This is a genomic window from Magnetospirillum fulvum (assembly GCF_900108475.1).
Taxonomy (GTDB): Bacteria; Pseudomonadota; Alphaproteobacteria; order Rhodospirillales; family Magnetospirillaceae; genus Phaeospirillum; species Phaeospirillum fulvum_A.
The window spans coordinates 282,300-295,929 of the sequence record NZ_FNWO01000002.1 but is presented as its reverse complement, the minus strand read 5'-3'; the positions used below and the strand labels follow the sequence as shown (position 1 = coordinate 295,929).

The 13,630-nt window shown below is 66.3% G+C and carries 13 protein-coding genes and 1 tRNA gene; 9 read left to right on the top strand and 5 right to left on the bottom strand.

Features of this window, described 5'->3' with window-relative positions; genetic code table 11:
* Positions 1 to 65 precede the first annotated feature (65 nt).
* On the top strand, positions 66 to 1,766 hold the full coding sequence (locus BLW40_RS03625; RefSeq protein WP_074765611.1) for a heparinase II/III domain-containing protein: 1,701 nt from the start codon (positions 66 to 68) through the stop codon (positions 1,764 to 1,766).
* A 47-nt stretch (positions 1,767 to 1,813) separates the two neighbouring features.
* Positions 1,814 to 2,923 (top strand): PLP-dependent aminotransferase family protein, encoded by a 1,110-nt coding sequence (locus BLW40_RS17305; RefSeq protein ID WP_074765609.1) that lies wholly within the window; start codon positions 1,814 to 1,816, stop codon positions 2,921 to 2,923.
* A 5-nt stretch (positions 2,924 to 2,928) separates the two neighbouring features.
* On the opposite strand, the gene BLW40_RS03615 is transcribed toward BLW40_RS17305, so the two are convergent.
* Entirely contained in the window at positions 2,929 to 4,002 is a 1,074-nt protein-coding gene (locus tag BLW40_RS03615) for a site-specific DNA-methyltransferase (RefSeq protein ID WP_074765819.1), read from the bottom strand.
* 31 nt (positions 4,003 to 4,033) lie between these two features.
* Positions 4,034 to 4,183: a hypothetical protein gene (locus BLW40_RS17585; protein WP_170834516.1), complete on the bottom strand. Its 150-nt coding sequence runs from the start codon at positions 4,181 to 4,183 to the stop codon at positions 4,034 to 4,036.
* A 223-nt stretch (positions 4,184 to 4,406) separates the two neighbouring features.
* Here BLW40_RS17585 and BLW40_RS03610 point away from each other — a divergent pair, with 223 nt between their 5' ends.
* Positions 4,407 to 5,462 (top strand): flagellar basal body P-ring protein FlgI, encoded by a 1,056-nt coding sequence (locus BLW40_RS03610; RefSeq protein ID WP_074765607.1) that lies wholly within the window; start codon positions 4,407 to 4,409, stop codon positions 5,460 to 5,462.
* 6 nt (positions 5,463 to 5,468) lie between these two features.
* On the opposite strand, the gene BLW40_RS03605 is transcribed toward BLW40_RS03610, so the two are convergent.
* Positions 5,469 to 5,996, bottom strand: a complete 528-nt coding sequence (locus BLW40_RS03605) for a hypothetical protein (protein WP_074765605.1) — start codon at positions 5,994 to 5,996, stop codon at positions 5,469 to 5,471.
* 60 nt (positions 5,997 to 6,056) lie between these two features.
* Here BLW40_RS03605 and BLW40_RS03600 point away from each other — a divergent pair, with 60 nt between their 5' ends.
* From BLW40_RS03600 to BLW40_RS03585, 4 genes are all read left to right on the top strand, one after another.
* Entirely contained in the window at positions 6,057 to 7,505 is a 1,449-nt protein-coding gene (locus BLW40_RS03600) for a cryptochrome/photolyase family protein (protein WP_074765602.1), read from the top strand.
* A gap of 31 nt (positions 7,506 to 7,536) precedes the next feature.
* Positions 7,537 to 8,310: a formylglycine-generating enzyme family protein gene (locus BLW40_RS03595; RefSeq protein ID WP_170834515.1), complete on the top strand. Its 774-nt coding sequence runs from the start codon at positions 7,537 to 7,539 to the stop codon at positions 8,308 to 8,310.
* 123 nt (positions 8,311 to 8,433) lie between these two features.
* Positions 8,434 to 8,520, top strand: a tRNA-Leu gene (locus BLW40_RS03590).
* Positions 8,521 to 8,601: 81 nt separating this feature from the next.
* Positions 8,602 to 9,213, top strand: a complete 612-nt coding sequence (locus BLW40_RS03585) for a ribonuclease D (protein ID WP_074765600.1) — start codon at positions 8,602 to 8,604, stop codon at positions 9,211 to 9,213.
* 532 nt (positions 9,214 to 9,745) lie between these two features.
* On the opposite strand, the gene BLW40_RS03580 is transcribed toward BLW40_RS03585, so the two are convergent.
* Together BLW40_RS03580 and BLW40_RS03575 are read right to left on the bottom strand one after the other, a co-directional pair.
* Positions 9,746 to 10,261 carry a hypothetical protein gene (locus tag BLW40_RS03580; RefSeq protein ID WP_139305475.1) on the bottom strand — a complete coding sequence of 172 codons (516 nt, stop codon included), beginning with the start codon at positions 10,259 to 10,261 and terminating at the stop codon, positions 9,746 to 9,748.
* 10 nt (positions 10,262 to 10,271) lie between these two features.
* Positions 10,272 to 10,949: an endonuclease/exonuclease/phosphatase family protein gene (locus BLW40_RS03575; protein WP_139305474.1), complete on the bottom strand. Its 678-nt coding sequence runs from the start codon at positions 10,947 to 10,949 to the stop codon at positions 10,272 to 10,274.
* Between the two features lie 674 nt (positions 10,950 to 11,623).
* On the opposite strand from BLW40_RS03575, the gene BLW40_RS03570 reads away from it, so the two are divergent.
* Positions 11,624 to 13,225: a recombinase family protein gene (locus tag BLW40_RS03570; RefSeq protein ID WP_074765595.1), complete on the top strand. Its 1,602-nt coding sequence runs from the start codon at positions 11,624 to 11,626 to the stop codon at positions 13,223 to 13,225.
* Between the two features lie 101 nt (positions 13,226 to 13,326).
* On the top strand, positions 13,327 to 13,623 hold the full coding sequence (locus BLW40_RS03565) for a type II toxin-antitoxin system TacA family antitoxin (RefSeq protein ID WP_074765594.1): 297 nt from the start codon (positions 13,327 to 13,329) through the stop codon (positions 13,621 to 13,623).
* The last annotated feature ends 7 nt before the right edge of the window (positions 13,624 to 13,630 follow it).

Genomic DNA, 13,630 nt, shown 5'->3' with positions numbered 1-13,630 from the left:
CAATCGCACATACCCCCCCGATCCCCGCTGGTTTCCGGCTCCGGTCTCGGCTAAAAAGCAGGACCATGCTTCCCGCGCTTCTCCGCAAGACCCGTTCCTTGAGCGCCGATCCCGTGTTGCGGCGGTGGCTGGGAGCGCGTCTGCTGTTGCGGACGCCGGGAGAACCCGCCTTCACCGCCCATCGTCCCCCGGTATTGGGGGCGTCCTGGGCCGGATTGCCGCTGGAATCCCCCCGCGCCGCATTCCCCCCGCTCCCCCCCGGCCCGCCCGACCGGCCGATCCGGCTTAGGCTCCCCGGCACCACGGTGACGTTGGAGCCCGGCGCGGCGACGTCGCTGTTCGAGCGGAAGTTCGCCGATCCCGAAGCCGAACGCGGCCTGCACCGCTTTGGCTGGGTGCCGCTGATGGACCCAGGCGACGACCCGCGCTGGGTCGGCGCGATCTGGGCGGCGTGGCGAGCCCGGTTCGGCGATGCCCCGTCGCTGGCGGCATGGCGGGCCGATGTCGCCGCCGACCGCGCCGCGACCCTGCTGACCTTTGCCCAGACCCACGGCCTGCCCGGCCCGGCCGCCGATACCCTGGCGGTGCTGGCGGCGCATGGCCCGGCGATCGCGGCGCGGCTCGATTATTTTGGCCCGCGCCGCACCACCAGCCGCCTGTTCAAGAACGGGCGGGGCCTGTATCGGCTGGGACTGGCGCTGGGACTGCCCGCCGCCACCGATGCCGGAGCGCGGCTGATGCTGTCCGAGGCCGAGCGGATCTTCCGCCCCTCCGGGATGCTGGACGAGGGCTCCAGCCACGACCATCTGCTGATGACCCGCGCTTTGGCCGACGTCTGGCTGGCGGCGACCGCGCATGGTCGGCCCGAGGCCGTCCCGTTCGAAGCCCGGCTGCGCGCCGCCGCCGGGCATCTGGTCCATCTCTGCCTGCCGGGCGGACTGCCGCTGATCGGGCGGATCGCCGCCGACGCCCCGCCCGCGCATCTGGCCTGTCTGCTTCCCGGCGGCGACCGCGATTCCGGCTGGATGGCGACCTTGCCCCGGCCCGACCGCGACCGCCTCGCCACCCTGCTCGACGGGCTTCCGCTTGGCCCCGGCGCAATCGACGATGGCTGGCTGTCGGCCCGCTTTGGGGCGTGGTCGGGACTGTGGCACGCCGATCCCGAGGGCTGGGGCTCGCTGTCCGGCCATGGTCACCAGGATTGCGGCGGGTTCGAACTGCATCATCAGTCCGAGGCGATCCTGATCGATCTCGGCAACGGCCCGGACAGCGCCGCCGATGCGACCGCCTCGGCTCATAACGGGCTGACGATCGACGGGGCCGATCCCTATCCGCTCAACCGCCCCTGCTATGCCCCCGCCTTTCGCGACAAGATCGCCGGACCGGCGGTGCTGGCGCTGGACGACAGCGGCGTCGCTCTGGCCCATCACGGCTTTCGCCGCCTGCGCAATGTCGGCATGACCGAGCGGCGCTGGCTGTTCTCGGGCGACCGGGTGGTGATCCGTGACCGCATCGACGGCCGCGACCGCCATACCGTGGTGCGGCGGCTCTACACCCCGTGCGCGGTCGAGCGGGCCGAGCGCGGAGTGATCCTGACCACGGCCAGCGGTCGCCGCTTTCACCTCGCGGCGGGCGATGCCCCGCTGCTGCCCAGCCCCTGCCGCCGCTGGCTGGCCCATGGCGAGTCCGTCCCGGCGACCGGGCTCGTGCTGTCGCTGTTCCCCCAGCTTCCCTGGACCGGAACCCTGACCATCGAGGCGCTGTAACCGATGCCGCCGCCCCCCGATCGCCGTTGGTACGAAGGACTCCGTCGATGATTTCTCAGCTTCCGTTGCTGGATCAGGGGATGCTGGCCCGCGCCCGGCGTCCCGCCTTCGGCGATGCCTCGCTGATCGCGCCATGGCGGCGGCCAGAGGACGAAGCCCGCCTGATCGACCGCTCCGCCCATGGTCTGGCGGCGCTGGCCCGCGCCCTGGCCGAACGGCTGGGTCGCTCGCCCCGGGTTGCCCTGCCCGGCTGGATTGGCAGTCAGGCGTTGGAGCCGCTGCGCCACAGCGGAGCCGGACTGACCTATTTGCCGGTTTCGGCCAAGACCGGCCAGATTGATTGGGAGGTCGCCGACCGCTGCGGTCCGTTCGATATCCTGGTGGTGGTCCACACCTTTGGCCAGCCGGTCGATCTGGAACCGGCCCGCGCCCTGTGCGCCCGTCACGAGTGCCTCCTGGTCGAGCAATGCGACCATGTCCTGGCCCCCGCCGCCGGTCTGGGCGACGCGGGCGAGGTGGCGCTGTTCAGCCCGCACCTGCTGTTCCCCCTGCCCGAGGGCGCGGTGATCAGCCTGACCGGTGCCGCGCGCGACTGGGCCGACGATCTCGACCGCGCGCTCGGCCGCCCGCCGCTGGCCGAGGACGACCGGGTCTGGCTGAAACGACGGTTGTTCCACGACGCGGTGCCGGATTCGCTGCGCCGCTTCGTCCCGCAAAGCGGGCCGTCGCGCTTCGAGGCCGATCCGCCGCTGTCCGATCCGCCCGCGCCGATCTCACCCACCGATCTTGCCCGCCGTCTGCTGGCGGCGGTCGATCTCGCCGAGGAAGCCCGCCGCCGCCGCGACAATGCCGAGGCGCTGGCGAAGGTAGTCGCCCGGCTGAAGGACGTCCGCCTGCTGTTCCCCCACGCGACGGCAGTGCCCTATCGTCTGGCGCTGCGGGCCGACAGCGCCCAGGTGGCGGCGGCGCGCTTCGCCGCCCTGCGCGAGGCCCATCTGCCGGTCGAATCCTGGCCCGATCTGCCGCCCCGCGTCGTCGCCGATCCCAACCACGCCGCAGGCGCGATCGCGCTCCGCAACACGGTTCTGCTGTTGCCGGTCCATGGCAGCCTGCTCACCGACGAGCTTGCCCGCGCCTATCGCCGGGTTCTGAAGTAGGAGCCCTATAAGTTCGCGCGGATTTGATCGCGTAGCCGGTCGATCGGCGACAGAGCGCCGCTATCGTCCTCGTAATGCCAGAAGGTCCAGCCGTTGCAGGCCAGCGCCTCCTGCACTTGGGCGCCGACCTTGTGGATCGAGCCGCGCAAGGCGCCGCTGCACAACGACCCGTCGGCGGCGATGATCGCGCTATGCGCCCGCCGCGCGCCTCCGAACAAAGTCTGGCCGACCGTCAGCAGCCCGGCCTCGAGCAGCGCCCCGAACGGGATGCGCGGCTCGGTGCGGCGCGACGGCGTCAGCAACAGGGAGGGATCGGGGGCGGGACCGATCTCGGCCAGCCGGGACCGGGCGGCCTTGATGTAGTCGGGATCGCGTTCGAAGCCGACATAATGCCGCCCCAGCTTCAGCGCCGCCGCCCCGGTGGTGCCGGTGCCGAAGAACGGGTCGAGCACGACGTCGCCCGGCTTCGTCGTCGCCAGAATAACGCGGTACAGCAGGGATTCCGGCTTTTGGGTCGGGTGGGTCTTGCGCCCATCGGTCTTTAGCCGCTCTGGCCCGATGCACAGCGGCAACATCCAGTCGCTGCGCATCTGGAGATCGTCGTTCAGCGCCTTCATCGTCGCGTAATTGAAGGTCGGCCGCGCCTCGGCCGAGCGGGCACACCACAGCAGGGTCTCGTGGGCATTGGTAAAGCGGGTACCCATGAAGTTCGGCATCGGGTTGGTCTTGCGCCAGACGATGTCGTTCAGCAGCCAGAAGCCCTGATCCTGGAGGATCGTGCCGACCCGGTGGATGTTGTGGTACGAGCCGATCACCCACAGCGCGCCGTCAGGCTTCAACACCCGTCGCGCCGCCGCGACCCAGTCGCGGGTAAAGCAATCGTAGGCGGCAAAATCGGCGAAGCGATCCCAATCCTCGTCCACCCCATCGACTCGGGTGGCGTTGGGACGGATCAGATCGCCGCCGAGTTGCAGATTATAGGGCGGATCGGCAAAGACCAGATCGACCGAACCGGCTGGCAACCGATTCATTCCGGCGATGCAATCGCCCTCCAGGATGGTATCGAGAGGAAGGGACATCGGGCCAATGTCGGCGAAGGCGACGGTGGCGTCAACCCCGAGCCTCGGCGACGGCAAAGGCGCGATGGATCCCGGCGCAGGCAGTCCACAGATCGCACAGACGGCGGTCGGCGCACCGGCACCCATCCTCGACCAGGGCGGGAACATCGCAATCGGCTCCCCGGCACAAGGCCGCCATCATTGCCTGGACTCGCTGCGGTAAGCAGTCTCTGGTTCCGCTGTGCATCGGTCGTGCCCCCTCTGCCAGTTCGACGCAAGTGTACCTGCGCGCATCGCGAGAGAAAAGCATCTATTGATGTCACCCTGTGGCAAAGTGATCCTCATCCGGGGCTGGCTCGCCCCACCCGGCCCGGCGCATGATGGGAAGGCTGGAAAGAGTGCAGGACAGGGAAAGGACCGCCGCCATGATCGCCCGTGCCAGTGTGACGCTGCTGACCGCCCTGCTGCTGGCCGCCCCCGCTCTGGCCCAACAGGTCCGGGTCAAGGACATCGCCAGCGTCGGCGGGATGGCCGAAGCGGGCTTTTCCGGCTTTGGCATGGTGGTCGGCCTCGCCGGAACCGGGGATTCGCGCCCTGCCGCGCCGGGGGGAGCCTTCCCGTCCGGGCGCAATTCCGCGATGGTGATGGTCACGGCACGGCTGGCCCCGGGCCTGCGCGCCGGAAGCCGGGTCGATGTCACCGTCGCCGCCACCGGCGACGCCCGCTCGCTGGCGGGCGGCACCCTGGTTCCTACCGCGCTGGAAGGCGGCGACCGCCGCATCTATGCCGTTGCCGAAGGCCCGGTCTCGGCCGCCGGATCGTGGGCGGGCGGAGCCAGCGCCTCGGTGACGCGGGGCAGCCCGAGCAGCGGCACCATTCCCGGCGGAGCGACGATCGAACGCGACCTGCCCCAGACTCTGGGGGCCGAGGGCGAGGTGCGCTTTCTGCTGCGCCGTCCCGATTTCACCACCGCCCGGCGGCTGGCCGAGGCGATCAATAGCGCATTGGGGCGGAAACTCGCCCGCCCGCTCGACAATGCGGCGGTCGCGGTCGCGGTGCCGCCCGATTATCCCGATGGCGCGGTAGGACTGGTCGCCACCGCCGAGAACGCGCTGCTGACCCCGGATCGGGGCGGGCGCGCGGTGGTGATCGACAGCCGGACCGGGGCGGTCGTCGCCGGGCTCGACATCCCGCTGGCTCCGCTGGCGATCAGCCATGGCGACCTGACCGTCCGGGTGCGGGAAACCCCGCAAGTGTCGCAACCGGCACCGTTCTCGTCGGGCGGCAAGACGGTGGTGGTGCCGCGCAGTTCGATCGAAATCGACGAGGCCGACCACAGCGTGACGATTCCGCCGGGCGGCACCGTCGGCGACCTGTTGACCGCGTTGAGCAAGGCCGGGATGTCGGCCCTGGACCGGATCGCGGTGCTTCAGGCGGTCCGGGCCGCCGGCGGCTTCGACGCCGAGTTGGTGACGCGCTAAAGCGCCTTACTTTCCAGGCGTCCAGTCGGACCAGCCGCCCCCGGCCAGCGGCGCACGGCAAAAGCCGATGTCCCAGGTCTGGGTGCTGACCTTGGGATGGACGCTGTCGAAGGTGAAACCGCCGTCCTTGATCGCGGGCAGTTCTTCCGAGACGGTGACGGTGACGCGGTTATCGACGCAATCCTGCGATTCGGTGGTTTCGTGGCGGGTGGTGCGGACGACGACACGCAAGGTCGCGTGCTTTTCCTCGGCCGCCGCTTCCGACGACTTGCCGGGCACGCTGTCTTCGAGGTTGGACACCCGATTGCGGATCGCCTTCAACGCCAGATCCTTGGCCACGCCGCTGGTCAGGCGGTTGGCCGGGCCATTGGGAGCGGCGTAGAAAGCATCGACCCGGGCGAACGTGCTCTCGACCACCGCGACCGGAAGCTTCGTCTCGCGGGCGACGTCCGAGGCATCGGAGGCCAGCGCCGGAACGGCAAGAACGGCCAGGACCGCCGTCAGCGGCAAAATTGATCTGGAAGCGACGGGCATGATTAAAGTCCTCCTTGGGGGTTCGGACGGGACGCGACACTGTGACGAAGGAGAGGTGCGATGACAAGACCGGCGATCGTCTGGTTCCGCCGCGACCTTAGGCTGGCCGACAACCCCGCTTTGGCCGAGGCGGCGGCGAGCGGATTGCCGCTGATCCCGCTCTATATCGACGAGACCGGGCGGCCGGAGTCCGAAGCCGACGGCGCGGCCACCCGCTGGTGGCTGCATCATTCGCTGGCGGCGCTGGGTCGTGATCTCGCCCAATTGGGCGCGCCGCTCTGTCTGCGCCGGGGCGAACCGCTGGCGGTGCTGGGCGCGCTGATCGCCGAGACCGGAGCCGCGCGGGTGCTGTGGAACCGCCGCTATACCCCGCACGCAATCGCCACCGACAGCCGGATCAAGGCCGCCCTGACCGAGCGGGGGATCGAGGTCCGCTCGTTCAAGGCCGGATTGCTGTTCGAGCCGTGGGAGATCGCCACCAAGGGCGGCACCCCGTTCCGCGTCTTCACCCCGTTCTGGCGCGCCTGCCTCGCCGCGCCTCCGCCCGAGCCACCGCTCGCCGCCCCCACCGCTCTCTGCCCCTGCCCCGACGCGCCCTCCGCTGACGCGCTGGACTCCTGGGGGCTGCTGCCGACCAAGCCGGATTGGGCCGGGGGGCTGGCGGCGGAGTGGCAGCCGGGCGAAGCCGGGGCCGAAGCGCGGCTGCGGACCTTCCTCGATCACCGGATCGAGTCCTATGCCGTCGCCCGCGACCACCCCGGTCAGGCGGGCACCTCGCGCCTGTCGCCCCATCTCGCTTTGGGCGAACTCTCGCCCCGCCGCGCCTTTCACGCCGCCCGTGACAAGGCGGTCGAGGGAGCCGGGCTCGACCGCTTCCTGGCCGAGTTGGGCTGGCGCGAATTCTGCGCCCATCTGCTGTTCACCCAGCCCGATCTGGCCGACCAGCCGCTCCGGGGCGAGTTCGCCGCCTTTCCCTGGCGCGACGATCCGGACGGGCTGCGCGCGTGGCAGCGGGGCCGCACCGGCATTCCCCTGGTCGATGCCGGGATGCACGAATTGTGGACGACCGGATGGATGCACAACCGGGTGCGGATGGTGGTCGCCTCGTTCCTGGTCAAGGATCTGCTGCTGTCGTGGCAACACGGTGCCCAATGGTTCCACGACACCCTGGTCGATGCCGACCCGGCCAGCAATGTCGCCAGTTGGCAATGGGTGGCCGGGTGCGGGGCCGATGCCGCTCCGTTCTTCCGCATCTTCAACCCGACGCTTCAGGGCGAGAAATTCGACCCCGACGGAGCCTATGTCCGCCGCTGGTGCCCGGAACTGGCCGGACTGCCCGACCGCTGGGTCCATCAACCGCACCGCGCCCCCGAGGCGGTGCTGCGTCAGGCCGGACTCAGCCTGGGCCGGACCTATCCCCGGCCGATCGTCGATCACGATGTCGCCCGTCGCCGCGCCCTGGCGGCAATGGAGAATTGTCATGGCGGCGAGGACGGGCGAGGACGCTAGACTCGTCGAAACCATCTTTCAGGAGAGCCCCATGAGATTGCGAACCGTTGCGATCGCGCTGCTGCTGGCCGGAGGGCTCGCGGCCTCGACCCCGGCGCGGGCCGAACCGGCGGCGGGAACGCTCTGGACCGATCCCGCCACCGGCATCGCCTTCGTCTGGGTGCCGGGCGGCACATTTGAAATGGGCTGTGGGGCGGGCCCCGGCTGCCCCGAAGCCGAGTCGCCCGCCCATTCCCGCCGGGTCGGCGGCTTCTGGCTGTCGCGGACCGAGATCACTCAGGGGCAATGGAGCCGCCTGATGGAGACCAACCCGTCGAAATTCCGCAAGGGCGACGATTACCCGGTCGATCAGGTGACCTGGGAAGACGCTCACGCCTTGATCGCCAAGATGAACACGCGCGGCAGCGGCACCTTCCGCCTGCCCAGCGAAGCCGAGTGGGAATATGCCTGCCGCGCTGGCAACCCCACCGATCCCTATTGCGGCGGCACCGCCCCCGACGCGGTGGCGTGGTTCAATGCCAATTCGAAAATGGCGACGATGCCGGTGGCGACCAAGGCGGCCAACCGCTTCGGCCTGTTCGATATGAGCGGCAATCTCTACGAATGGGTCGAGGATTGCTGGCACGACAGCCATGCCGGAGCCCCCGCCGATGCCAGCGCCCGCACCGGCGGCGAATGCCTGTCGCGGGTGCTGCGCGGCGGATCGTGGGGAAATTACCCGACCCTGGTCCGCGTCACCACCCGGCGCAGCGACAGCGACGTCAAATGCCCGTTCATCGGTCTGCGGCTGGTTCGCGAGCGGTAGGGCGGGTGAAATCGGAAGCGGACGAAAAGATTTTATCGAACCGTAAAAAACAGCGTTGACAGGGAGAGCGCCCTCGAATATTTCTCTGGGCCTCGGACGGCAGCGGTCGTTCGCAGGCTACCTGCCCAGGTGGCGGAATTGGTAGACGCGCTAGATTCAGGTTCTAGTGGCCGAAAGGTCGTGGAAGTTCGAGTCTTCTCCTGGGCACCATCGCCTTGGTCTTCGGATCAAGGTCGGATGGATAAAAATGGACGCGGTGCCGCTCCTCCCTGATTTTCATAGGAGCAGCCCGTGTCCTTTTTTTATTACCGTGACGATCTTCCCGCCGATCTCGATCTCGGCCCGGTGGTCGCCATCGACACCGAGACAATGGGGCTGAATCTGCATCGCGACCGCCTGTGCGTGGTGCAATTGTCGTCTGGCGACGGCAACGCTCATATCGTCCATTTCCCCGAACCGCGCTGGAACTCGCCCAACCTGACCCGGCTGTTCGCCGATCCCACGGTCACCAAGCTGTTCCACTTCGCCCGCTTCGATCTGGCGATGATCCGCCGCCATTTCGGCGTGCGCTGCCAGCCGGTCTATTGCACCAAGATCGCGTCGCGGCTGACCCGCACCAACACCGACCGCCACGGCCTCAAGGATCTGTGCCGCGACTTGGTCGGAATCGAGCTGTCGAAGCAGCAGCAATGCTCGGATTGGGGCGCGCCCTCCCTGACCGAGGAACAGATTGCCTATGCCGCCTCGGACGTGCTGTATCTGCACCAGATGCGCGCCCGCCTCGACGATTTGCTGGCGCGCGAAGGCCGCACCGAGCTGGCGCGGGCCTGCTTCGACTTCCTGCCCGACCGCGCCGAGCTCGATCTGGCCGGTTGGCCCGAGGAAGACATCTTCGCGCATTAAGACATGCGGTAGTCCGGGGGGCTGCTCTCCCCAGTGCGATCAGCGATGATCGGATTGGAGAATAAGGCAAGGGAGAGCGGCTCGATGACGCCGTTTCTGTGGCACGGTTTGCGGCCACAGGGTTTTGCGGTGGTGTGCCCTGACGCGCGTTGAGCGAAGAAGGCTCTGTCGCCGAATCCGGTGGCGAGAGACGAGGTTCTGACCATGGTGACCGAGACCTTGGTGGCGGCCATGGCCGATCTGGAGAAACGGATCGAGGTTCTGGACAAGCGGTTGCGGGCACCGGCGAAAGGAATGACGGAGGTCCGGTCCGCCGCCTGATGTCGGTGCTTATCTGGGGAGGGCTGGTTCATCCCCGCAGGCGCGGGGAACGGGCCTGGGCCGAGGAATTCGCCCGCATCGACGCCGGTTCATCCCCGCAGGTGCGGGGAACGGTCATGGGGGCATCCCCGGCAGTATTTCGTGCACGGTTCATCCCCGCAGGTGCGGGGAACGGATCGAGGCCGGGATGCGCGGCTTGGACGGGGGCGGTTCAGATTGGCGCCGGCGGGGCGACGTCCGCCTCGGACGCCAGGTAGGGGAGTTGTACGCCGGTGCCGCTCAATCCCATGACATTGCCCAGTGTGCCGACGATGGCCGTGGCGTCGAACGGGGCATCGGGCAGGCCCCGGCCCCAGGCTCCGGTCTGGGCACAACCGTTATAAGCAGTGGACAGATCGCTCATAAGGGCCTGCAACTCGGAGCCAGCCGCTGTCCAGGTGTCGGTGCGGTCGATTTTCAGCTTCTCGAAAATGTCGGCCAGCAAGACCGGAGTGGTGCCCGGCAAGCGGCCGAGCAGGGCCAGGAAGTTGGGATTGTAGTTCTTCGCGAACCCCGTGTTGATCAGGGCCAATGCCCCGGTCACGTTGCTGATAAAGGCCACTGAAGTGGGCAGCAGCGCATCGCGATAGGCCAGTAGCCAGCGGATGGTGGCATAGGACTGACCGTTCGCTCCGGCGACAACGACGAAGGTTTGGAGAAATTGCAGATGCAACAATAATGTGGGCATGAAAGCTCTCCTACCACCCCAGGTCGATTTCGGCGATCATGGCGAAATGAACATCGCTTTTGAAGGGCGCGGGGATGGCGACGTCCTGCACGCCCACGTTGCTCAGGATGGCGTCAAGGTTGTCGGTCACCGCATTCCATCCGGGAAAGAAGGGATTGCGCAGCGCAGTCTGGGCCGGAACATTGAAGTCCCCGACGATCACATCCGTCGTCGCTGTGCCGATATAGGTGTTATGCAGCCCGGCCATGCTCAAGGTCGCCCGTGCACCGGCTTCGTTGTGCCAGACCGAAAAGCGGCAGTTGGCCGTATTGGCGACGTTGCGTATCGAACAGGCCACCGGCGGCCGCGATTGTGCGGCGCCCCGCAGGGGCACAAAATTTGTCGGCATGAGGAAGTCAAGGGCTGTGGTCGGAACCACCCGTGCCGCGTTGTAGAGCACCACATAGCCGACTGTGGTCGCGCTGGCCGGGGCGGGATTGGCCGGGGTCGGCGGGTATTCCGAATTCATCGAAAGCGTGGTCCAACCGGGCGCGGCAATGGCCAGGGCGCCGGTCGGCACCTCTTGGAACCCGATAACATCCACATTGACAGTTGCACAGTATGCGGCAAATGCCGTCATCCGCGCATCTGGCGTCATCCCGGCGAGGGTGCCGTTGTATACGTTCCAGTTTGCAATACGTAGTGGCATATTACCCCCATAACATTTTAAAATCGTGCGCCATTTCATGGCGCTATTAAACATTTTGGTAAATAGCGGTGACGCAATCATAGCTATAAGGCGCATTATAATCAACCCATTAAATTGCATTTCGTCACATTGTATCATGTAATACGATTAATATGCCGCGCATACTCGATTATTGGGATAAATTTATGCGCAAATATCAGGTAAATAGTGCACAAAAAGAGTGCCGATGGAGATTCGGAGGGTCGCCCGAGAGGCCGTGTCGGAACTCCAAGTCGCACGCCGAATTGGTCCATCAGGACGTGTAAGGGGAGCGACCCATCGGGGGCGGCCCGAGGCAAACATTTGCCGGCAGCGAATGGAGCAGGACGAAGAGGGAGTGCCGTCCCGCATGGGTTTCCGGAGGCGTCCTTCTGCCGACGGCCAGACCGATCAGGCCGTAAGGCCCGCCGTCTTCGCGTTGAGCCCCCGAAGGGTGCGAATAAGCCCAGAGCCCCCAAGGGGCGACGCGTGGTGGGCCCACCACGCCTATCCTGCCCAAGCACGACAGGAGAATGTTCGGCTCAAGTAAGGGAAACTACGGAAAATTTAGGGAAAGATAGGGAATGACAAACATAGGTCATAGTCTGCCGGTAATCATATTGCACGACTGAACTGGCGTTGTGATAACCATTTTTATGAAGCCAGATATCCCTCGTCGAATTGCGATCTATGCTCGCTATTCGAGTGACCTTCAAAACCCATCTTCAGTTGATGACCAGATCGACCTGTGTTGTCGGATCGTTGCGGACCAACTGCAAAGCGACCCGGATCAGGCTTTGGTTTTTTCCGACGCGGCGATCTCCGGTGCAACGATGGAGCGCCCGGGATTCAATCGGCTCCTGGCGGCGGCCAAGGCCGGTCGGATCGACCTAGTGGTGGCTGAAGGGCTCGATCGCCTGTCTCGCTCGTTAAAGGACATCGCGAGCGTCTATGAGACATTGAGCTATCATGGGGTGGGTATCTGGACCGCTCATGAGGGCCGGATCACCGAACTGCATATCGGGCTGAAGGGGACGATGAACGCCCTGTTCCTGCGCGACATGAAGTCCAAAGTCAAACGCGGACACCGGGCCCGGATCGCGGCGGGGTTCGCCGCCTCGTCCTGTGCCTATGGCTACAAGGTCGTGCGAGGTGTGGTTGACGCGAAGGGGCGCAACGTCAATGGCGTGCGCGAGATCGACGCGGCGGCGGCAGTGGTGATCCGCCGGGTCTATGAGGAATTCATCGGCGGTCGGACGGTCTTGCAAATTGTCGAGGGATTGAACCGCGATGGCATTCCGGCTCCCAATGGCGGGCTGTGGAAGCGTAACGCCCTGATGGGCGGAGCCAAAAAGCAGGAAGGCATCCTGCGCAACGAAATCTACCTGGGAAAGCTGATCTTCAATCGGTCCCATGTGGTCCGTGATCCGGTCACCAACCGGAAGCGGTTCATCCTCAATCCGGAATCCGAATGGACCAAGGTGGACGTCCCCCATTTGCGGATCGTTTCCGACGAGATGTGGACCGCCGTGCGCGAGATGGACCTGCGCAAGCCGCCTGGTCAGAAAAAGCAGGAGCCGGAGGAGCCCCGAATCCTGACCGTCCACAACCAGCACGCTTTGACCGGTTGGGTCAAATGCGGCTGGTGTGGCGGTTCAAAGTCGCTGGCCAACAATTCGCGCTATCTCTGCTCGACCCATCGCTATGCCAAGAAGTGCCGCAACTCGCGGGGAACGCGGGAGCCGGTGCTGATGACGGCGGTGTTTGAAGCTCTTTACGAGCGACTGAGGGGCGGGCAGGCGTTGCGGCCCCAACTCGTCAGGGCGTTCGCCCGCGAGGCCCGACACGGAGAGAAGCTCCGCAAGAAGGAAGCTGATCTCCTGGCCCGGATCGAACGCCTGCTGGATGCCGTTGAGCGTGGCGTCGATACCGAGAGTGCGACCCAGCGCATCCTCGTCCTGCAGAACCAGTTGAAAACAGTCCTCCAGGACATCCAGTGCGACCTTCCGGCCGAATTGCCGGATGAGGCGACGATCCGGAGCACCCTGGTTCGAGCCCTCCAGGCAATCGAGGTCGGCGATGATGTCAGGCGCACACGGTTGATGTTTCAGTGCCTGCTTGCGGAAATCGTGCTGACTCCGATCCCAGGGAGCTCACGGGGTGAAACCTGCGACATCACCTTGCGGGAAGAGGGGTGGTCGGAGTTCTGGCGGATGGTAATGGACGGACTGGCTTACGTTCCACGTCACCCGAGATAGCATTACCTTGACGGCGAAAACCCAGCCCCGATGCTCCGATGTATTGCAAAATGCGATACATCGGAGCATCGTATCGGTCTGGTTCAAAGGAGATTTCGACCATGGCCGTCACCGCTCCTCGCAAAGACCATCCGTTATCGATGCGCCTGCCCGATGCCGATCTGGCGATCATTGATCGGGCGGCCCGGTTACGGGGACGCTCGCGGACAGATTTCGTCCGCGACGCTGCCGTGCGAGCGGCCGAAGACGCGCTGATGGAAACCGGACTGGTGCGAATGAGCGAGGACGGATTCGCCGCCTTCATGGCGGCGTTGTCCGCGCCAGCCGCGCCGGTGGAGTCGATGGTCGAAATCCTTCAGCGCCCGTCACCGTGGGACACGGACAGCGGGCAAGGCTGATCACACC

What these genes read in the sequence shown, in the direction of transcription:
- BLW40_RS03605 (WP_074765605.1), bottom strand. Translation starts at nt 5,996, where the DNA reads ATGCCCGTCGCTTCCAGATCAATTTTGCCGCTGACGGCGGTCCTGGCC.
- BLW40_RS03600 (WP_074765602.1), top strand. Translation starts at nt 6,057, where the DNA reads ATGACAAGACCGGCGATCGTCTGGTTCCGCCGCGACCTTAGGCTGGCC.
- BLW40_RS03580 (WP_139305475.1), bottom strand. Translation starts at nt 10,261, where the DNA reads ATGCCCACATTATTGTTGCATCTGCAATTTCTCCAAACCTTCGTCGTT.
- BLW40_RS03595 (WP_170834515.1), top strand. Translation starts at nt 7,537, where the DNA reads ATGAGATTGCGAACCGTTGCGATCGCGCTGCTGCTGGCCGGAGGGCTC.
- BLW40_RS17585 (WP_170834516.1), bottom strand. Translation starts at nt 4,183, where the DNA reads ATGATGGCGGCCTTGTGCCGGGGAGCCGATTGCGATGTTCCCGCCCTG.
- BLW40_RS03570 (WP_074765595.1), top strand. Translation starts at nt 11,624, where the DNA reads ATGAAGCCAGATATCCCTCGTCGAATTGCGATCTATGCTCGCTATTCG.
- BLW40_RS03575 (WP_139305474.1), bottom strand. Translation starts at nt 10,949, where the DNA reads ATGCCACTACGTATTGCAAACTGGAACGTATACAACGGCACCCTCGCC.
- BLW40_RS03625 (WP_074765611.1), top strand. Translation starts at nt 66, where the DNA reads ATGCTTCCCGCGCTTCTCCGCAAGACCCGTTCCTTGAGCGCCGATCCC.
- BLW40_RS03610 (WP_074765607.1), top strand. Translation starts at nt 4,407, where the DNA reads ATGATCGCCCGTGCCAGTGTGACGCTGCTGACCGCCCTGCTGCTGGCC.
- BLW40_RS03565 (WP_074765594.1), top strand. Translation starts at nt 13,327, where the DNA reads ATGGCCGTCACCGCTCCTCGCAAAGACCATCCGTTATCGATGCGCCTG.
- BLW40_RS17305 (WP_074765609.1), top strand. Translation starts at nt 1,814, where the DNA reads ATGATTTCTCAGCTTCCGTTGCTGGATCAGGGGATGCTGGCCCGCGCC.
- BLW40_RS03615 (WP_074765819.1), bottom strand. Translation starts at nt 4,002, where the DNA reads ATGTCCCTTCCTCTCGATACCATCCTGGAGGGCGATTGCATCGCCGGA.